This is a genomic window from Lelliottia sp. RWM.1 (assembly GCF_016859735.1).
Classification (GTDB): Bacteria; Pseudomonadota; Gammaproteobacteria; order Enterobacterales; family Enterobacteriaceae; genus Enterobacter.
Map to the genome: position 1 here is coordinate 60,208 of NZ_WLVC01000017.1, position 18,441 is coordinate 78,648.

The following is an 18,441-nucleotide window of genomic DNA, read 5'->3' on the forward strand; positions in this document are numbered from 1 at the left end:
AAATAATTACGATCTTGGTCACTAAAATAACGTTATATAAAAAATAAACTGCAGTTCCATAAAAACGAAACGTTATTTTAATTGAGGGTTTTTCATGTTTAAGAAATCTCTGGTCCTTGCCTCTCTTGTTGGTGCGTCTTTTGCGGCTCAGGCCGTTACCGTCGATCTGCGTCATGAATACATTGACAGCGGCTCTAACGCCGACCGTGTTTCTGTTTCACACCGTTTTGCGAATGGCTTAGGTTTCTCTGTTGAAGCGAAGTGGAAATCAGGTGGCGATAAAGCCGATCAGCCATTTGCGGATGTCGTTGGTAACGGTCACGAAGATCAAATTAGTTGGCGCTGGAAAGCGACCGATAATATTGCGCTGACTCCGGCTTTCACAATTGAAAGTAATGACAGCCGAACAATATATAAACCAAATTTGCATTTGCAATATAGCTTCGATAATGGCTTCTACGTTGCCGCTCGTTACCGTTATGAATATACCCGCTACCCATCAAGCTCTAATAAAGAAGATGACAAAGTTAACCGTGGTGATGCATGGGTAGGTTGGGTAATGGGCGATTTCCGTACCGAACTGAACTACGTCTACGCGAAGAGCTCAGAAGGTATGATTCGTAATAACAACAAAGACTACTCCAACGAATATAACGCCAAGCTGGCGTACAAACTGGATAAAAACTGGGCCCCTTATGTTGAAGTGGGTAACGTCGGTGTGAAAGATACCGATGAACGTCAGACCCGTTTCCGTTTAGGCGTGGCATATTCGTTCTAATAAATAATAAGCAATATCTCCGGGAAAAAGCCGGCTCCACGTGAGCCGGTTTTTTTGTGTGGAGAAAAATGCCGGGTGGCGGCGCTGCGATATGAACCGGAAACATGAGTAACACTTTAGATCGGATACATGGGTAACGGTGATAACAGGCAAAAAAAGCCCTCCGCGCGGGAGGGCAAGGCCAGTTACAGAAACACTAACTCAAATCATGCATGCAACATTTCAGGTTGCTCGGGGAGTTTCGCGATATAGAGCGCAGGTTTGCCGTCTTTATCGGAACTGAACAGAACCGCTTTATCATCCGGGGTAAAGGATGGATGCGGGTGGGTAACCTGGCGGCTGTTTGCCACCGTCGCCCAGGAGGTGTCGTGGCGGGCAATACGGAAGTACGCTTTTTTCGCCACATCAAAGGCATAAAGATACGGGTCGTTATCGATGGTGTAGCCGCTGGTATCCTTCACATCGACAGGTGTACCTGAACCATCACCAACCAGCAGCGTACCGTCGAAGTTGCTCATCAGGTGAGAACAGGCTGGCATCTGCATCACGGCTTCGTTAACGCCAGTGTCCGGGTTAAAACTGTAAATGGTACGGCCCTGTTTGCCTTTCAGATAGGAAACATAGACCAGTGCAGAACCATTCGGAACCCAGAATTCGTGGGTGCAGCTTTCGCCTTCAGCATGTTCTTTCACTTTGCGCACGTTGCTGCCGTCTTCATTGACCAGCCACATGCGGGCATCAACTAAATCATGCGGTCCTTCGTGGCAGAAGGCGACGGTGTCGTCATGGAAAGGGCGGTAAATAGGATGACCCAGCCAGTTTTTCTCTTCGTGGATCGTGACACTTTCACCGGTTTTCAAATCCACGCGCAGCAGGCGACAGTGTGGCCCTTTGTGGAAGAATTCGTGGAAAATTTTCCAGTCGTTGAGCGGTGTCCAGTCACTTTTCGCAATCTCGATACCGACCAGCTTAGTGCAATCGCTGTTTGCCACCCAGGTACCGTAGCCAACCCATTCGTCAGAAACGCGATACACTTCGCGCTCGGCCAGCGTCTGCAAATTCACTTCCAGTAGCGTGCGGTCATTCTTCACATAGTAGAAGGATTTATCGTCCGGAGAGAGGAAGCCACCAAACGTGTTATCGCCTGCACCTTCGGTCAACTGTACGGCTTCTGCTTTATTCAGATCCAGCAGGTAGTAGTTCCAGTGGCCGTCGAACTCCCCCGCGAACAGCAGGTGGCTGCCATCATTGAAAAAGCACTTCTGATAGAAGTAGTTGCGATGACAGGTTACTTCGGGTGGGGTCAGACGTGTGATTTCCACGCCTGTATCCGGATCGCGGCTGGTCTCATAGTTCAGCTTGACCCGCATACCTTTAGCCATGATGCACTCCTTTATATCGGCGGCAGGATAGTCACCGCCGAACCTGAATGAAAGATAAGTTAAAAACCAAGTGATAAAATATCAAAACATTGTTTCATTATGTGTGACTGGTGACTCAATTTATAAGAAAAAGAGAAATACCGATCCGTATCTTTGATTTTTAGCACCGAATGTTTTTTATGCCGTCAAATTTTGAAGGTTTTATAATGCATTGTTAATTATCATAAATATTTAAACCTTCCAGACCATCTCATTAGGCGCTTCTGCGTCAACCTCCCAACAATCGTGATCGGAACTACATTTTTGGCATTAAGATGCGGAAAAATTGAAACGTTGTTTTAAATGTAATTGAAAAGCCATTTCTCAGCAGATACTATGTGCCAATCGAGAAAACGGAACGTTGTTTCGTTAATTATCTTTGCCTTTGGGCACGATCAATTCTGGAGGGTAATGTGGACGTCAGACAAAGCATCCACAGCGCGCATGCTAAGACGCTGGATACCCAGGCACTGCGCAATGAGTTTTTAGTTGAAAAGGTGTTTGAAGCCGATGCTTACACCATGGTGTATAGCCACATTGACCGCATCATCGTTGGCGGCATTATGCCGGTGGCAAAAATGGTCTCTGTAGGCGGTGAAGTGGGCAAACAGCTGGGCGTGAGTGACTTCCTGGAACGCCGTGAACTGGGTGTGATAAACATTGGTGGCCCAGGCACAATCACCGTTGACGGCCACTGTTATGAAATCGGTCATCGCGATGCGTTGTATGTCGGTAAAGGGGCAAAAGAGGTGATCTTTGCCAGTATCGATAGCGGTAAGCCCGCTAAGTTTTACTACAACTGCGCACCAGCCCACACCGCTTATCCAACCAAAAAAGTGACTCCAGCGGATGTTTCACCGGTCACGCTGGGCGATAACCTCACCAGCAACCGTCGCACCATCAACAAATACTTTGTTCCGGATGTGCTGGAAACTTGCCAGCTCAGCATGGGGCTGACCGAGCTTGAGCCGGGCAACCTGTGGAACACCATGCCGTGCCACACCCACGAGCGTCGCATGGAAGTCTATTTCTACTTCAACATGGAAGAGGACGCCTGCGTGTTCCATATGATGGGGCAGCCGCAGGAAACGCGTCATATCGTGATGCACAACGAGCAGGCCGTGATTTCTCCGAGCTGGTCAATTCACTCAGGCGTGGGAACCCGCGCCTATACCTTCATCTGGGGTATGGTCGGTGAAAACCAGGTCTTTGATGACATGGACCACGTCGCTGTTAAAGATCTGCGCTAGTCGCGGGCAGTTAAGCATAAACATGCCTGTTCGTGACAGGCGCTGAAAGAGTAAGGAAAAAACATGATTCTGGATGCATTCTCTCTGCAAGGTAAAGTGGCTGTCGTTTCTGGTTGTGATACCGGTCTGGGCCAGGGTATGGCGTTAGGTCTGGCGGAAGCGGGCTGTGATATTGTTGGCATCAACATTGTTGAGCCGACTGAAACTATTGAGCGTGTCACTGCGCTGGGCCGCCGTTTTCTGAGCCTGACCGCTGACCTGCGTAAAATTGATGTGATCCCTGAGCTGTTGGATCGTGCGGTGGCTGAATTTGGTCATATTGATATCCTCGTGAATAACGCCGGTCTGATCCGCCGTGAAGATGCAATCAACTTCAGTGAGCGCGACTGGGACGATGTCATGAACCTGAACATCAAGAGCGTGTTCTTCATGTCTCAGGCGGCGGCGAAGCATTTCATCGCGCAGGGCAACGGCGGCAAGATCATTAATATCGCTTCCATGCTCTCCTTCCAGGGTGGCATCCGTGTACCGTCTTATACTGCGTCGAAAAGCGCTGTGATGGGCGTAACTCGTCTGCTGGCGAATGAATGGGCACAGCACAGCATCAACGTCAACGCAATTGCACCGGGTTACATGGCGACCAATAACACCCAGCAACTGCGTGCGGATGAAGAGCGTAGTGCGGCGATCCTCGACCGTATCCCGGCAGGTCGCTGGGGTCTGCCAGACGATCTGAAGGGGCCGATTGTGTTCCTCGCCTCACCAGCATCCGATTACATCAATGGTTATACCGTCGCGGTGGATGGTGGCTGGCTGGCGCGCTAATCCGCAGCATGAATAAGACCCTCTGCCCACGGGTGGAGGTTTTTTTTGCCTGAAAATTACCATTATCCATATCGATAAAGATGAAAAATCCATATCAGTAATTCATAAATGACGTGCATCACAGTTTTATTTATTTGAAATTAATGACTTAACATAATTAAGCTGTTATTCACCATTAGTTTAAATTGTAATGTCCATCACAGATCGCTATTGCACAGCCAAATAATCCATAACTTCGCGAATTCCCGCCTGACACTTTTTCTCGCTATCTCGTAATTTCAGTTAACGAATTTCGCTGTTCAGGCAGGAAAATATGACATCTATAAATGACTCTACCCTTATGCTAGGTGCAGTGCGCGACACCCGACGTATGAACCAGTTCGTCTCTATCGCGGCAGCGGTGGCAGGCTTGTTGTTTGGGCTGGATATCGGTGTGATTGCCGGTGCATTACCCTTTATTACCGATCACTTTACCCTCAGTAGCCGCCTGCAGGAGTGGGTGGTCAGTAGCATGATGCTGGGGGCCGCCATAGGGGCGCTGTTCAACGGCTGGCTCTCTTTCCGGCTGGGACGTAAATACAGCCTGATGGTCGGGGCGATTTTGTTTGTTGCGGGCTCACTGGGCTCCGCTTTCGCCACGGGTATCGAACTATTACTGCTTTCCCGCGTGCTGCTCGGGGTCGCCGTGGGGATTGCGTCATACACTGCGCCGCTGTATCTCTCCGAAATGGCCAGTGAAAATGTACGCGGCAAAATGATCAGTATGTATCAGCTGATGGTGACGCTCGGTATCGTGCTGGCATTTCTGTCAGATACCTGGTTTAGCTACACCGGTAACTGGCGGGCTATGCTTGGCGTGCTGGCACTTCCCGCCCTGGTGCTGATGGTTCTGGTGGTTTTCCTGCCGAACAGCCCACGCTGGCTGGCGCAAAAAGGACGTCATGTGGAGGCGGAAGAGGTCTTGCGGATGTTGCGCGATACCTCTGAGAAAGCACGTGACGAGCTGAATGAAATCCGCGAAAGCCTGAAGCTGAAGCAGGGGGGGTGGGCGCTCTTTAAGGTGAACCACAACGTGCGTCGGGCGGTGTTCCTCGGCATGTTGTTGCAGGCAATGCAGCAGTTTACCGGGATGAACATCATCATGTATTACGCGCCGCGCATCTTCAAAATGGCGGGTTTCACCACGACGGAGCAGCAGATGATTGCCACCCTGGTGGTTGGGCTGACCTTTATGTTCGCCACCTTTATTGCGGTGTTCACGGTAGATAAAGCGGGGCGTAAACCCGCGCTGAAAATTGGTTTTAGCGTAATGGCGCTGGGGACGTTGATCCTGGGCTATTGCCTGATGCAGTTCGATAATGGCACAGCGTCGAGCGGTCTTTCATGGCTCTCCGTTGGTATGACCATGATGTGTATTGCCGGCTATGCCATGAGTGCCGCACCTGTCGTGTGGATCTTGTGTTCCGAAATTCAGCCACTGAAATGCCGTGACTTCGGTATCACCTGTTCCACTACCACGAACTGGGTGTCGAACATGATCATTGGCGCGACATTCCTCACCTTGCTGGATTCGATTGGCGCAGCGGGAACCTTCTGGCTCTATACCGTTCTGAATATCGCGTTTATTGGCGTCACGTTCTGGCTTATTCCTGAAACTAAAGGTGTCACGCTGGAGCACATTGAACGCAAGCTGATGGCGGGAGAGAAGTTGCGTGATATCGGCGTGTAAGGTTAATGCCCGGTAGCGTACGTTTACCGGGCATACAGTTCTCCTCCTTTCTGGCCGGGAGAGGGGGAGAACAAGAACGTCAGACCGCACACAGGTAAAGTGCAGGCATTCCTTCTTCATCAGATGTATACAGAACCCATTTGTTATCCGGCGAGAACGACGGATGGGGATGCGTCACCTGGCGGTCGCCATCCAGCACTTTCCAGCTGGTGTTGTGCTGGCAAATCGCTTTCTGCGTTCCCGCACGAATATCAAATACCCAGATAAACGGATCGTTCAGGCTAATATCGCCGGTGTTGTGCGGCGCACCGTCGCCAACAATCAGCGAGCCGTCGTGGTTACTCATCAGGTGAGAGCAAGGCGGAATAGCCATCAACTGGCGGTTCTCCAGTGTTTGCGGATTGGCACTGAACAGATAGCGTTGTGGATCGTTTTCCTTGTGGGTAACGTAATAAAGTGCGGAACCATCCGGAACCCAGAACTCATGGGTAAAGCTTTCACCCGGCGCGTGCTGACGAACTTTGCGCACGTTGCTGCCATCTTCATTAATCAGCCACATACGGGCGTCGATCGCATCACGCGGCCCTTCATGGCAAAAGGCGACGGTATTATCGTCAAACGGGCGATAGAGAGGGTGTCCGAGCCAGCGTTTTTCCTGCAACATCACGCGTCTTTCACCTGTCCGTAAATCAATATTGATGAGGCGGCATTCGGGTTGCGTAAAGTAAAAGGCGCGGAATTTGCTCCAGTCGGTGAGCGGCTGCCAGTCACTTTTCTTGATTTCGATACCGACCAGCCGGGTACAGTCGGTGTTTGCGACCCAGGTTCCGTAAGCCACCCACTCGTCATCGACCTCGTACACAATCCGTTCTTCGAACGAGGCAAGATCGACGAGTCTCAGTTCACGGTTATTTTTGACGTACCACAGGGACTGGTCGTCAGCCGATAAAAAACCGCCAAAGGTATTATCGCCTGCACCGTCGGTCAGTTGGGTCGCCTGTTGCTGCGCAATATCCAGCAGGTAGTAATTCCAGTGCCCTTCAAACGCACCGCCAAAAATCAGTTTGCTGCCATCGCGGGTAAAACATTTTTGATAGAAGTAGTTACGGTGACAAATAATGTGCGGGGGCGTCATCCGTATCACTTCGTGTCCGGTTTCACTGTCCAGGCGTGTGCGAAAATTCAGCGGGATGATTTTGCCTTTCATTTTTCTCTCCTTGAGATAAAAAAATACCCCGCCGCAAAAGCGGCAGGGTATTTATGATGGATAGGACTTAGCGCATTGCTCGTTTCAGGATACGTTCAGCCTGACGCTGGAAGTCTGCTGCGGTCTCTTCTACCGTTTTCTGGCCATAGTCGATGTACTGCAGAGAAGTACCAAACTGCGCGACGATCTGCGGGTCATCAAAGTAAGGCGATACGGACAATTTGGCTGGCAGGGACTGTGCCAGGCGCAGACCGGCAACAGACGGGTCGCTCTCTTTGATCGTGCCGTCTTCCGTCAGGAATTGCACTGCTGCTTTACTCAGTGGAACACCACGCTCAAGGCCCAGCGTATCAACCCCTTCTTTGCTGTTCAGCAGGAAGTTAATGACTTTGGCCGCTGCTTCTGGGTTTTTGGTGGATTTACCAATCGAGAGCATCTGGGCAGGTTTAAAGAACAGACCTGCGTCCGTCGCACCCGGCAGCATTGGGTAGTTACCCAGTTCCAGTTTGGCTGGTGGCTTCAGGTTATCGGAGTACTTGTTAATGGTGGAGTTCCACATGTACGTACCGCCCCATTCACCCTGGATCCACGGTTTCATTTCGTACATGTTGCTCTTACCAAACGACGCATAGTACTTGGTGTCTGGCATGACGTGGCTATCAACCAGTTTTTTGTATGTCTGGAAGAACTCCACCCACTGCTCTTTGCTGTACGAGAATTTCTTCGCCTGCTCATCAACCGCCGGAATGTTGTACTTCTGAATCATATAAGAGTTCAGCAGCGCCAGTGTGTCCTGGTGCTCCAGGACAACAGGGTAGTACTGTTTGCCGAGTTTGCTTTCGAACGCTTTACCCGCCGCCATCAGCTCATCCCAGGTTTTCGGGTATTCAACGCCCGCTTTCTTCCAGGTTTCATCGTTGAAATAGAAGACGCGTGCGGTGACTGAAATCGGGATCCCGTTCAGTTTGCCGTTAACGGTGGTGGACTGAAGTTCTTTGGGATCGAACTGCGTCAGGTCGATCACATCTTTCATTTTGTTCAGGTCGTAGAAGCCGTCACCGTTTTTCGAGAAGATCGGCAACCAGTTCCAGTTGGTTTGCATCACGTCTGGCTCAGTACCGCCCGCAATCTGGGTGGTCAGACGGGAAAGGTGACCGTCCCAGCCGGTGTATTCCGCTTTCACGGTAATATCCGGATTCAGTTTGTGGAACTCTTCTAACGCCTTCAGCGTCACCTGATGGCGGCCATTGCCCCCCCACCAGGACATACGTAAATCAACATCTTTCGCCATCGATGGCAGAGCGGTAAGTCCCAGGGTAGCGGAGATAGCGGCGCTTAAAAGCACTTTTTTCATTTTTATAACTCCATTAGAGAGAGATGTTCTGTTCAGTTTTTGCGTCAAAAATATGACACTTATTCATATCAAACTTGAAATACACCTTACGATGAAGACCTTTATCAATCATCGGTTTAGCTTCATCAGAAGGAATTCGGGCAGTCAGTTCGTAGTCTGCGACTTTCAGGTACACAAAGAATTCATGACCCATATTTTCGACACGTACCATCTCGCCGCTACAGCCACCCTCGGCAAAAGGTTCGTCGGACAGGGAGACAAATTCCGGGCGAATGCCGTAGAACAGATCCTGATCTTTGTAGCGAGCAACTTTTTCCTGCTGTTGCTCGTTTAACGGCATGGTTTCATTGCCAATAGTGATATGCAGACGACCTTCTTGTTCCACCAGTTTGCTGGCACGAATGTTCATCTCTGGCGCACCAATAAAGCCCGCAACGAACATATTCTTTGGCTTGTGGTAGAGGTTATCCGGGGTATCTACCTGCATGATGTGACCGAGTTTCATCACGCAAATACGGTCGCCCATGGTCATCGCTTCCGTCTGATCGTGAGTGACGTAAACGGTGGTAGCCGGTTTGCCTGATTTCTTCAACTGCTTGTGCAGGTCAGAGATACGGATACGCATTGAGGCGCGCAGTTTGGCATCCAGGTTGGACAGCGGTTCGTCAAACAGGAACACATCTGGTTTTTTCACAATCGCGCGGCCCACGGCCACACGCTGTGCCTGACCACCAGAAAGCTGGCGAGGTAAGCGGTCCAGCAACTCTTCCAGCTCCAGGATTTTGGCCGCTTCATTAACCTGAGATTCGATCTGGTCTTTTGGCAGCTTGCTCAGCTTAAGACCAAAGGCCAGGTTTTCGCGCACCGTCATGTGTGGATAAAGTGCATAGTTCTGGAACACCATCGCAATCCCACGCTCTTTAGGCGCGAGGTTGTTCACGATTTTTTCACCAATGCGAACTTCGCCGCCGCTGATGGTTTCAAGACCCGCCAGCATACGCAGGGTGGTGGATTTGGCGCAGCCGGATGGCCCGACAATCACCATAAACTCCCCTTCAGCGATTTTAAGGTCGATAGCATGTACCGCTTTGAAGCCGTTGGAGTAAACCTTTTCCAGTTTGTTGAAGATAACTTCAGCCATGATATTTCCCTCTTAACCTTTAATTCCGCTGCTGGTTACGCCCTGTACGAAGTAGCGCTGTGCCAGGAAGAAGACAATGATAGATGGCAGAATGGAGATGCTCGCCATTGCCAGAATTTCGTTCCACGGCGCACCTTCGGTGACGTCGATGGACATTTTCAAAGCCAGTGCAATCGGGTATTTATCCACGCTGTAGACATAAATCAGCGGCCCGATAAAGTCATTCATTGACCACATGAACTGGAACAGTGCGACAGAGATAATGGCCGGTTTCAGAATCGGCACGACCACATACCACAGCACCTGAAGGGAGTTACAGCCGTCGATTTGCGCCGCTTCTTCCATGTCACGCGGTACGCCGCGCAGGAACTGAATCAGCATGAAGACGAAGAACCCCTGAGTGGCAAATGCCAGCGGCAGGTACAGTGGCATATAGCTGTTCAGCATGCCCATTTCGCGGAACATCAGATACTGTGGGATCAGCAGTACGGTGCTCGGCAGTAACATGGTGGTGATGAGCGTGGCGAACCAGAATTTCTTCCACGGAATTTCGAAGCGGGCAAAGCCATACGCCACGATGGTGGAGGAAATAATGGTCAGAATGACTTTAGGAATTACATACTTAAAGGTGTTAAGCATGTAATGACCAAAGTTGTACTCGGTCCCGGTTTTCCAGCCATTAATAAAGCCATCCCAGGTTGCGTGTGCCGGCCACAGGCTCAATGTGGTGAATATCTCGTGGTTCGGTTTGAACGACGCGGAGAACATCCAGACCAGCGGGTAGAGCATCAACAGACCCACAAACAGCAGGATCACATAGCGGATACTGGCGTTGATTTTCTCCTTGCGCAGCGTGCGGGCAACTTCGCGCTCTGCGATGCTTCGCGCCGTGGAGAGTTGTTGAATATCAGCCATTTTTGCCTCCTTTATCGGCGGAGTAGAACACCCAGTATTTCGAGGACTTAAAGGCGATAGCGGCAAAGACAGCGACTACCAGGAACAGGATCCAGGCCAGTGCAGCGCCGTAACCCATGTCAAAGTACTTGAACGCGGTGTCGTAGATGTAAAGCGAGAACAGATAAGTGGAGTAAGTTGGTCCCCCGCCGGTGATTACATACGGTCCGGTAAATTCCTGGAACGCCTGCGTGGTCTGCATGATGAAGTTAAAGAAGATGACCGGGGTAATCAGCGGAACGGTCACTTTCATGAACATCTGCCATTTAGATGCCCCGTCGATCATTGCCGCCTCGTACTGAGACTGTGGAACGTTTTGCAGTGCCGCGAGGAAGATCACCATCGCAGAGCCAAACTGCCAGACGCGCAGTAAGGTCACGGACATCAGCGCCAGAGAGGGTTCGCCGAGCCAGTTCACGGCATCGAAGCCAAACACGCCGATGAAGCTGTTCAGCAGGCCATCGATAGCAAACAGTGCACGCCACAGTACGGCAATCGCAACGGAGCTACCCAAAATGGATGGAATATAGTAAGCAGTACGGAAGAAACCGATGCCGCGTAATTTAAAGTTAAGAACAAACGCAATGCCCAGTGCAAATGCCAGTTTCAACGGAATCGTTAAAAATACATATGCAAAAGTGACACCCATGGATTTCCAGAAGAGCGTGTCTTCAGTAAACATGTAGCGATAGTTTTCGATGCCGTTAAACACCGGAGGACTCATCAAATCGTAATCAGTAAAACTGAGAAAGAAAGATGAAACAAAGGGAAACGCGGTGAAGATTATCAACCCGATTATATAGGGTGATATCCACGCTAGCCCCAGCATTTTGTTTTCATTCATACATACCTACCTGGCAATCAATGGTTTAAAACGGAATCCGATTGTGATGCTGTTGCCCCACGCCTTTGGGAAAGCCTGGGGAGATGTATTCGGTATGACGCGCGTTGTGGTTACTCCCTTTACCTTCTGTTTTTCGGAACATTTCTTGAGTTTTTACTGACATGCCCTGTCAGGGTTTTAAAAACACTCGAACTGTTGTTCTCGAATACTAAAACATCGTTTTATTTTATTTTATTGCTATTTATTTCTACGTCATTCGCTTAATGATGGAAATGTGATCGAGGTCGAAACGCTGTTTCAATAAGGTGAGGAAGGTGGCACTTTTTACTCAGGCGGGTATGACCAGGTCAGTCAGTAAGAGTGCGTTTTGATGGCAGTGTGATGATCAATAACAATGATAACCGCTGGATGCTAACTACTAATGTTGATAGTTCGGCATCACATTTAAGCTGATACCTATTGAGAGAATTCTGGCTTTTTTATCTGGTCAGTGCAGTGGCATGCTGAACGGGAAAAAGAAGGAGAGGGCGAGTGGAAGCATCGCCCTTTTGACTTATTTGAGGAAATCTTCGCGGACAGGGGTAAAGGTATCAAGCAGCGTACCTGGTTTGAGGCAGACGCAGCCGTGCATAATATGTGGCTCTTTGTAGAGGGTATCGCCTGCCGTCACCACATGCTTTTCATCGCCAATGGTGAACTCGAACTCTCCAGAAAGCACATAGGTCAACTGTTCATGCGGATGGTTGTGCATCGGGCCAATTGCGCCTTGTTCAAAGTTCACCTCTACCGCCATCATCTTGCCGTTGTGTGCCAAAATTCGGCGTGTGACGCCATTGCCCAGATCGTCAAGCGTCGTCTCTTTGTGAAAAATAAACATATCTCGGTCCTGTTATCTAATGAAACAATGTTTCATTTAATTTATATCACCATGAGTTAAAAAGAAACGGATAGCCAAAGAACTGGAAACAGGATCACAAGTTTGCTTCACTGGAAGAAACATAAAGGAGCCAGTATGAAAACGATCGGTCTGTTAGGTGGAATGAGCTGGGAGTCAACCATTCCTTATTATCGCCTGATTAATGAAGGGGTGAAGCAGCGTCTTGGTGGACTGCATTCGGCCAGCCTGTTACTGCATAGTGTTGATTTCCACGAAATCGAACTCTGCCAGTCGCGAGGTGAGTGGGACAAAGCGGGTGACATACTGGCGCAAGCGGCTCTGGGGCTGGAACGTGCCGGAGCGCAGGGTATTCTGCTGTGTACCAACACTATGCACAAAGTGGCGTCGCACATTGAAGACGCCTGCCCGCTGCCTTTTCTGCATATTGCGGATGCCACCGGGCGTGCGATTACCGCAGCAGGTTTGTCACGTGTGGCGCTTCTGGGCACGCGTTACACCATGGAGCAGGATTTTTATCGCGGTCGACTGAGCAGCCAGTTTGGCATTGAAAGCCTGGTTCCGGATGATGCAGATCGGGCGCGGATCAATCAGATCATTTTTGATGAACTCTGCCTGGGAACCTTCAGCGAGGCTTCTCGCGAATACTACGTCAACGTGATCGACAAACTCGCGCGGCAAGGGGCTGAAGGGGTGATTTTCGGCTGTACTGAAATCGGCCTGCTAGTCCCGGTTGAGCGTAGCCCAATCCCGGTCTTTGATACGGCCGCTATTCATGCGGCGGATGCCGTCGAGTTTATGCTCTCCTGAGCAACGTCTGGCCGGGCATGACCCGGCCAGTATGTCAGGCGGAGGCATTGGCCGCGTCATACGCTGACTGCGCTGCCACAATTGCATCCATATTACTTTCCACCCAGTGGGCCAGCACCGTGACCGTTTCGGTTAACGCCTGGCCCAGTGGCGTCAGGCTGTATTCCACAGTGACCGGAACGGTGGCGAACACGGCCCGAGAAACCAGTCCATCACGTTCCAGCTTGCGCAGTGCCTGAGTCAGCACTTTCTTGGTAATTCGCTGAATATCCCGTTGTAAGTTGTTAAAGCGCATCGGTCCGTTTTCCAGACGAGCCAGGATTAATAAAGCCCACTTGTCAGCAATGCGTGCCAGTACGTCGCGTGTCGGACAGCGTTCATCGAAGACGTTATAAGGCGGCATATCCGTTTTTACGATTTCGGTGTCGGTCATGGTGGTTCCCTCGAGGTAACCAGGTGAGGTAAAAGTGCCTTCTTACGCAAGTGAATGTTTGCGTGTATAAAACGACGTAAGGTTTCTATTTGATACCAGGGAACCGAAAATGGCAACTCGGGAGACCGATGCTGTTCGTTGAATGTTTGATAGCACGCTGACAAATAAGAAAATTCACTATGCTGAATACTATTGATGCCGTATTTACTCGCTATACCAACCACCCGGATTTTGGCCGCCTGTTGCTACGTCTGACATTCGGTATTTTGATGTTGTTTCATGGAGTGGCGAAGATTGACCACGGTGTAGGCTGGATTTCTGCGCTACTCGAACAAAAGGGATTACCAGGCTTTATTGCCTATGGCGTTTTTATCGGTGAAATCATCACCCCTGTGCTGATCATTATCGGCTGGCTGACACGTCCGGCTGCATTTATCTATGCCTTCAATATTCTTGTCGCCACGCTGTTGGTGGGAATGGGGAAATTCTTCTCGCTGACGGATGTGGGGGCATGGGCGCTCGAAAGTGAAGCGCTCTATTTTCTGGGTGGGCTGTGCATTATGTTCCTCGGCGCGGGAAAATATGCTGTATCGCGCAAGGCTTAATTAACTGACTTTCAAAGCAATATTGCATCAGGAGATATACCATGAGCGTTGTAGTTATCTATTATTCTGGTTACGGTCATACTAAACGCGTAGCCGAAACGGTTGCAGAAGGGGCGAAGGCTGAACTGATCGCGATTGACAGCAATGGTGATATTCAGGAAAGCGACTGGCAAAAACTGAACGATGCGAAGGCCATTATTTTTGGTGCGCCAACCTATATGGGCAGCGTGCCGTGGCAGTTCAAGAAGTTCGCTGATGCGACCTCTAAAGCCTGGTTCGTTCGCAGCTGGCAGGACAAAGTGTTTGCCGGTTTCAGCAACAGTGCGAGCCTGAACGGTGACAAACAGGTTTCGCTGCAGTACCTGCAAACGCTGGCGTCTCAACATGGCGGGATCTGGGTGAGCCTGGGCCTTCCTCCGGCAAACACACTGGCTTCTACGCGTCAGGACATTAACAACCTGGGTGGCTCAGTCGGTCTGCTGGTACAGTCTCCGTCAGATGCAGACGCAGGTGCGATCGCCACTGGCGATCTGGATACCGCAGTCAAATTCGGCGAGCGTGTGGCGTCTGTCGCAAAACGTTTTAACTGAGTTTGCTGACGCCCGGCGTTGAGTCGGGCGTGCTGTTGAGCACATTTTCCAGCTGTGTGGTCAGTGTGCTCAACCCTCCCTGCAAATGCTCGCTGAAAGCATCAACCAGCGCAGATGCCGGGCGATGCAGCGGGCGGATCAGGCTCACCGTGAAGGGGACGGAGACGCTAAATCGGCGGATCACAATCCCGCTTCCTGCATAATCCAGCGCCGTTAACGGGTTCACAACCGCAATTCCCACACCTGCACGCACCATGGCGCAAATTGACGCCGCACTGTGCGTTTCAACCACCATACGCCGTTTCACCTGATGCTCTGCAAAAAGCGAATCCAGCAACAGCCGGTAGCTGTCGGTCTGCGACAGGCTAATGTAGTTTTCGCCCTGAAAATCGGCAGGGGTCAGGACACGTTTGTGGGTCAGCGGGTGTCCTGTAGGCAACACACAGACTTCATCTAATGACAGCAATTCCGTGCGGGCAGTACCCGCAGGGGTTGCCAGGGTTTCAGTCAGACCGAGATCGTGGCGCTGAGCGGAGAGCCACTCTTCAAGAAGGGGGGATTCCTGCGGCACAATCGTGAGATTCACCTCCGGGTAGCGAGCAAGAAAAGGCTGTAGCAGCAAGGGAAGGAATGACTGGGAGAACACGGGCAGGCAGACGATGGACAGCTCACCCTGGCGAAATTCCCGCAGGCTCTCTGCTGCGCTAATGATACGATCCAGCCCATACCAGGAGCGTTGCACTTCCTCGAACAGGCGCAACCCCTGCACCGTCGGGTGAAGACGACCGCGGGTACGTTCAAACAGCTTTAGCCCGAGCACTTTCTCAAAGCGCGCCAGTTCGCGGCTGACTGTCGGCTGAGAGGTATGCAGCATCTGTGCAGCTTCGGTGAGATTTCCGGTGGTCATGACCGCATGAAAAATCTCGATATGGCGTAAGTTGACGGCGGGCATAAGGTTCCTGGTGGCGAAAATGCACTCCATATCATTTTTGCATAGACTCGCGATAAAACGATATTTTTTATTCTCTTCATGCTGTGGCGTAATCATAAAAAAAATGACATACCCGGAGAAGACCATGCCACGCCCACTCAACCAGACTGATACCGATTTAAACGCCGACAACTTACTGCGCCTTCCTGCTGAATTCGGCTGCCCTGTCTGGGTATATGACGCGCAGATTGTCCGTGAGAAGATTGCGGCGCTGCATCAGTTTGACGTGGTGCGTTTTGCGCAGAAGGCCTGCTCCAACATCCATATTCTGCGTCTGATGCGTGAGCAGGGCGTAAAAGTGGATTCGGTATCACTGGGAGAAATCGAACGTGCGCTGGCTGCGGGTTACGATCCAAAAGGCGACAGCGATGCGATAGTCTTTACTGCTGATCTGATTGATGACGCGACGCTGGCGCGGGTGCATGAATTACGTATTCCGGTGAATGCAGGTTCTGTAGACATGCTGGAACAGCTTGGCAAAATGTCCCCAGGTCACCGTGTCTGGTTACGCGTTAACCCAGGCTTTGGTCACGGCCACAGTCAGAAAACCAATACCGGCGGGGAAAACAGCAAGCACGGTATCTGGTACAGCGATCTGCCCGCCGCACTGGAGGTATTGCAGCACTACAACCTGACGCTGGTAGGCATTCATATGCATATCGGCTCCGGCGTGGATTATGGTCATCTTGAGCAGGTCTGCGGCGCAATGGTGCGCCAGGTGATCGACTTTGGTCAGGATCTGGAGGCGATCTCAGCCGGTGGCGGCCTTTCCATTCCCTACCGCGAAGGGGAAGAGGCGATCGATACCGAGCACTACTATGGCCTGTGGAGTGCTGCGCGCGATAAAATCGCCGCCCATCTTGGTCATCCTGTGAAGCTTGAAATTGAGCCGGGGCGTTTCCTGGTCGCGGAGTCTGGCGTGCTGGTGGCGCAAGTTCGCAGTGTGAAAGAGATGGGGTCGCGCCATTTCGTGCTTATTGATGCAGGATTTAGCGATCTGATGCGCCCGGCGATGTACGGCAGCTATCACCACATTACCGCCCTGGCCGGAGATGGCCGCGATTTAACGCAAGCCCCGCGTGTTGAGACGGTTGTCGCGGGTCCATTGTGTGAATCGGGCGACGTGTTTACGCAACAGGAAGGCGGAAAAGTGGAAACCCGCGCGCTGCCGGAAGTGAAGCCAGGTGATTACCTGGTGCTTCACGATACAGGGGCTTATGGTGCGTCGATGTCCTCTAACTACAATAGCCGCCCGCTACTGCCAGAAGTGCTGTTTGATCACGGCGTGGCGCGGCTGATTCGCCGTCGCCAGACCATTCAGGAGTTACTGGCGCTGGAGCTTTTCTGACTGAAATAAGGTCCCGTTGTTACCGAATCACGCAGTACCAGCGTACCGGTGAAAGGCGGGATCGTTTCGACCGGCTGGTTTTTTGCCAGCCGGATTGCCTGGTCGATAGCGGTAACAATCATACTGTCGATGGGCAGATAGACCGATGAAAGTGCAGGTTCCAGCCATTTTGCGCTGGGGGCATCGTCAAAACCAAACAGTGAAATGTCCTGCGGAATGCGTAACCCGGCCTGATGTAACGCTTTGGACGCACCGAGCGCCATATCATCATTACAGGCAAACAGGGCGCTAAACGGGACATTTTCAGCGATCAACTCTTTGCACAGCTCATAGCCGCGTGTCATTCCCGCATCACCGTATTTCACCCGCCGCTCATCCAGGCGAATACCGTGTTTCTCCAGTGCCTTACGATAGCCCATCAGACGCGCTTTACCGGTTGGGGTATGAATGGGCACTGTCATACAGGCGATTTCGCGATGACCCTGGCTTATCAGATAATCCACCGCTTTAAATGCAGCATCCTGCTGCTCAAAAAAGACACAGCGATCCGCCGCCTGGCTTACCTCACGGTTGATGACGACTAACGGGGTTTGTACGGTATGGATAAGCTTCATGATCGCTTTTTCGCTCATGTAGCGCGTGTAAAGCACAATGGCATCGCACTTGCGATCGGCCAGCATTTGAACCGCCAGTTCTTCCTGCTCAGGCGCATCATGGCCATCGGTCACAATCAGCTGTTTGCCGTGGGTTTCCGTCTGACGTGACGCCTGTTGCAGCAAACGACCAAAGTAAAAGCCGTCAAAAGTAGAGACCACCAGGCCAATGCTGTTGCTGGTACGGTTGGCGAGGGATCGCGCCAGAAAATTGGGACGATAGCCCAGTTCTTCCATCGCACGAAATACCTGCTGACGCGTACTCTCTTTAACCTGACCTGTGCCGTTCAACACGCGCGATACCGTGGCTTTCGACACGCCCGCCCGTAATGAGACATCCAGCATTGTTGCCATGAATAATTCCTGCTTCCACGTAATGGTCTGCAGTTTATCACAGACCGTCAGGCACATACGCGGGATGGGGAGGGCAAAATCCCCACCATGATCACGCTTTTCGGTCGCGGTAAACCGGAGCAGAATGAATGAGGATAAGTGGTATGCCAAAGTAGTCATAAATCATTATTTGGAATACCTATTGTGGTGTTGAGAGCTTAATCACAGAACCATGAGCGCTGTGAAGCTATTTTTGGTATGCCAATAGAAGCAGGCTGTA

General features: G+C 51.1%; 18 protein-coding genes. 8 read left to right on the forward strand and 10 right to left on the reverse strand.

Annotated elements, in window-relative coordinates; genetic code table 11:
• Positions 1-94 precede the first annotated feature (94 nt).
• Complete coding sequence (locus tag GF617_RS13990; protein WP_181620647.1) at positions 95-778, forward strand: porin; 684 nt, start codon at positions 95-97, stop codon at positions 776-778.
• A 206-nt stretch (positions 779-984) separates the two neighbouring features.
• Here the strand turns inward: GF617_RS13990 and GF617_RS13995 are convergent, their stop codons facing one another.
• Positions 985-2,160 carry an oligogalacturonate lyase family protein gene (locus tag GF617_RS13995; RefSeq protein ID WP_203451863.1) on the reverse strand — a complete coding sequence of 392 codons (1,176 nt, stop codon included), beginning with the start codon at positions 2,158-2,160 and terminating at the stop codon, positions 985-987.
• A 452-nt stretch (positions 2,161-2,612) separates the two neighbouring features.
• On the opposite strand from GF617_RS13995, the gene kduI reads away from it, so the two are divergent.
• From kduI to GF617_RS14010, 3 genes are all read left to right on the forward strand, one after another.
• Positions 2,613-3,449, forward strand: a complete 837-nt coding sequence (gene kduI / locus GF617_RS14000) for a 5-dehydro-4-deoxy-D-glucuronate isomerase (protein ID WP_181620645.1) — start codon at positions 2,613-2,615, stop codon at positions 3,447-3,449.
• Positions 3,450-3,512: 63 nt separating this feature from the next.
• Positions 3,513-4,274: a 2-dehydro-3-deoxy-D-gluconate 5-dehydrogenase KduD gene (gene kduD / locus GF617_RS14005; protein WP_181620644.1), complete on the forward strand. Its 762-nt coding sequence runs from the start codon at positions 3,513-3,515 to the stop codon at positions 4,272-4,274.
• Positions 4,275-4,569: 295 nt separating this feature from the next.
• A complete protein-coding gene (locus tag GF617_RS14010) occupies positions 4,570-6,003 on the forward strand; it encodes a sugar porter family MFS transporter (RefSeq protein ID WP_255547680.1) in 1,434 nt (477 codons plus the stop codon).
• A 79-nt stretch (positions 6,004-6,082) separates the two neighbouring features.
• Here the strand turns inward: GF617_RS14010 and GF617_RS14015 are convergent, their stop codons facing one another.
• The 6 genes from GF617_RS14015 to GF617_RS14040 form a co-directional block, all read right to left on the reverse strand.
• Positions 6,083-7,210 (reverse strand): oligogalacturonate lyase family protein, encoded by a 1,128-nt coding sequence (locus tag GF617_RS14015; RefSeq protein WP_181620642.1) that lies wholly within the window; start codon positions 7,208-7,210, stop codon positions 6,083-6,085.
• A gap of 67 nt (positions 7,211-7,277) precedes the next feature.
• Positions 7,278-8,564, reverse strand: coding sequence for an ABC transporter substrate-binding protein (locus GF617_RS14020; protein ID WP_181620641.1), 1,287 nt, complete (start codon positions 8,562-8,564; stop codon positions 7,278-7,280).
• A 13-nt stretch (positions 8,565-8,577) separates the two neighbouring features.
• Positions 8,578-9,705: an ABC transporter ATP-binding protein gene (locus GF617_RS14025; RefSeq protein ID WP_181620640.1), complete on the reverse strand. Its 1,128-nt coding sequence runs from the start codon at positions 9,703-9,705 to the stop codon at positions 8,578-8,580.
• Positions 9,706-9,717: 12 nt separating this feature from the next.
• Positions 9,718-10,620 (reverse strand): carbohydrate ABC transporter permease, encoded by a 903-nt coding sequence (locus tag GF617_RS14030; RefSeq protein ID WP_181620639.1) that lies wholly within the window; start codon positions 10,618-10,620, stop codon positions 9,718-9,720.
• On the reverse strand, positions 10,613-11,503 hold the full coding sequence (locus GF617_RS14035; protein WP_181620638.1) for a carbohydrate ABC transporter permease: 891 nt from the start codon (positions 11,501-11,503) through the stop codon (positions 10,613-10,615). The genes GF617_RS14030 and GF617_RS14035 overlap by 8 nt, the downstream gene beginning before the upstream one ends.
• Positions 11,504-12,056: 553 nt before the next feature.
• A complete protein-coding gene (locus GF617_RS14040; RefSeq protein WP_181620637.1) occupies positions 12,057-12,380 on the reverse strand; it encodes a cupin domain-containing protein in 324 nt (107 codons plus the stop codon).
• 135 nt (positions 12,381-12,515) lie between these two features.
• On the opposite strand from GF617_RS14040, the gene GF617_RS14045 reads away from it, so the two are divergent.
• Positions 12,516-13,208 carry an aspartate/glutamate racemase gene (locus tag GF617_RS14045; protein ID WP_181620636.1) on the forward strand — a complete coding sequence of 231 codons (693 nt, stop codon included), beginning with the start codon at positions 12,516-12,518 and terminating at the stop codon, positions 13,206-13,208.
• 34 nt (positions 13,209-13,242) lie between these two features.
• Here GF617_RS14045 and GF617_RS14050 read toward each other — a convergent pair whose 3' ends face one another.
• Positions 13,243-13,641 (reverse strand): helix-turn-helix domain-containing protein, encoded by a 399-nt coding sequence (locus tag GF617_RS14050; protein ID WP_181620635.1) that lies wholly within the window; start codon positions 13,639-13,641, stop codon positions 13,243-13,245.
• 179 nt (positions 13,642-13,820) lie between these two features.
• Between GF617_RS14050 and GF617_RS14055 the strand changes: the two genes are divergently transcribed.
• Together GF617_RS14055 and GF617_RS14060 are read left to right on the forward strand one after the other, a co-directional pair.
• Positions 13,821-14,246 carry a DoxX family protein gene (locus GF617_RS14055; RefSeq protein WP_181620634.1) on the forward strand — a complete coding sequence of 142 codons (426 nt, stop codon included), beginning with the start codon at positions 13,821-13,823 and terminating at the stop codon, positions 14,244-14,246.
• Between the two features lie 41 nt (positions 14,247-14,287).
• Positions 14,288-14,836 carry a flavodoxin family protein gene (locus GF617_RS14060; RefSeq protein ID WP_181620633.1) on the forward strand — a complete coding sequence of 183 codons (549 nt, stop codon included), beginning with the start codon at positions 14,288-14,290 and terminating at the stop codon, positions 14,834-14,836.
• Here the strand turns inward: GF617_RS14060 and GF617_RS14065 are convergent.
• Positions 14,829-15,788 carry a LysR family transcriptional regulator gene (locus GF617_RS14065; protein WP_203451867.1) on the reverse strand — a complete coding sequence of 320 codons (960 nt, stop codon included), beginning with the start codon at positions 15,786-15,788 and terminating at the stop codon, positions 14,829-14,831. The two genes, GF617_RS14060 and GF617_RS14065, sit on opposite strands and share 8 nt — an antisense overlap.
• A gap of 124 nt (positions 15,789-15,912) precedes the next feature.
• On the opposite strand from GF617_RS14065, the gene lysA reads away from it, so the two are divergent.
• Positions 15,913-17,175 carry a diaminopimelate decarboxylase gene (gene lysA / locus GF617_RS14070; protein WP_203451868.1) on the forward strand — a complete coding sequence of 421 codons (1,263 nt, stop codon included), beginning with the start codon at positions 15,913-15,915 and terminating at the stop codon, positions 17,173-17,175.
• On the opposite strand, the gene GF617_RS14075 is transcribed toward lysA, so the two are convergent.
• Positions 17,145-18,182 carry a LacI family DNA-binding transcriptional regulator gene (locus GF617_RS14075; protein WP_181620630.1) on the reverse strand — a complete coding sequence of 346 codons (1,038 nt, stop codon included), beginning with the start codon at positions 18,180-18,182 and terminating at the stop codon, positions 17,145-17,147. The two genes, lysA and GF617_RS14075, sit on opposite strands and share 31 nt — an antisense overlap.
• Between the last annotated feature and the right edge of the window lie 259 nt (positions 18,183-18,441).

Coding starts and splice junctions, on each gene's coding strand:
- GF617_RS13990 (WP_181620647.1), top strand. CDS start 95: ATGTTTAAGAAATCTCTGGTCCTTGCCTCTCTTGTTGGTGCGTCTTTT.
- GF617_RS13995 (WP_203451863.1), bottom strand. CDS start 2,160: ATGGCTAAAGGTATGCGGGTCAAGCTGAACTATGAGACCAGCCGCGAT.
- kduD (WP_181620644.1), top strand. CDS start 3,513: ATGATTCTGGATGCATTCTCTCTGCAAGGTAAAGTGGCTGTCGTTTCT.
- GF617_RS14015 (WP_181620642.1), bottom strand. CDS start 7,210: ATGAAAGGCAAAATCATCCCGCTGAATTTTCGCACACGCCTGGACAGT.
- GF617_RS14020 (WP_181620641.1), bottom strand. CDS start 8,564: ATGAAAAAAGTGCTTTTAAGCGCCGCTATCTCCGCTACCCTGGGACTT.
- GF617_RS14025 (WP_181620640.1), bottom strand. CDS start 9,705: ATGGCTGAAGTTATCTTCAACAAACTGGAAAAGGTTTACTCCAACGGC.
- GF617_RS14030 (WP_181620639.1), bottom strand. CDS start 10,620: ATGGCTGATATTCAACAACTCTCCACGGCGCGAAGCATCGCAGAGCGC.
- GF617_RS14035 (WP_181620638.1), bottom strand. CDS start 11,503: ATGAATGAAAACAAAATGCTGGGGCTAGCGTGGATATCACCCTATATA.
- GF617_RS14040 (WP_181620637.1), bottom strand. CDS start 12,380: ATGTTTATTTTTCACAAAGAGACGACGCTTGACGATCTGGGCAATGGC.
- GF617_RS14045 (WP_181620636.1), top strand. CDS start 12,516: ATGAAAACGATCGGTCTGTTAGGTGGAATGAGCTGGGAGTCAACCATT.
- GF617_RS14050 (WP_181620635.1), bottom strand. CDS start 13,641: ATGACCGACACCGAAATCGTAAAAACGGATATGCCGCCTTATAACGTC.
- GF617_RS14055 (WP_181620634.1), top strand. CDS start 13,821: ATGCTGAATACTATTGATGCCGTATTTACTCGCTATACCAACCACCCG.
- GF617_RS14060 (WP_181620633.1), top strand. CDS start 14,288: ATGAGCGTTGTAGTTATCTATTATTCTGGTTACGGTCATACTAAACGC.
- GF617_RS14065 (WP_203451867.1), bottom strand. CDS start 15,788: ATGCCCGCCGTCAACTTACGCCATATCGAGATTTTTCATGCGGTCATG.
- lysA (WP_203451868.1), top strand. CDS start 15,913: ATGCCACGCCCACTCAACCAGACTGATACCGATTTAAACGCCGACAAC.
- GF617_RS14075 (WP_181620630.1), bottom strand. CDS start 18,182: ATGGCAACAATGCTGGATGTCTCATTACGGGCGGGCGTGTCGAAAGCC.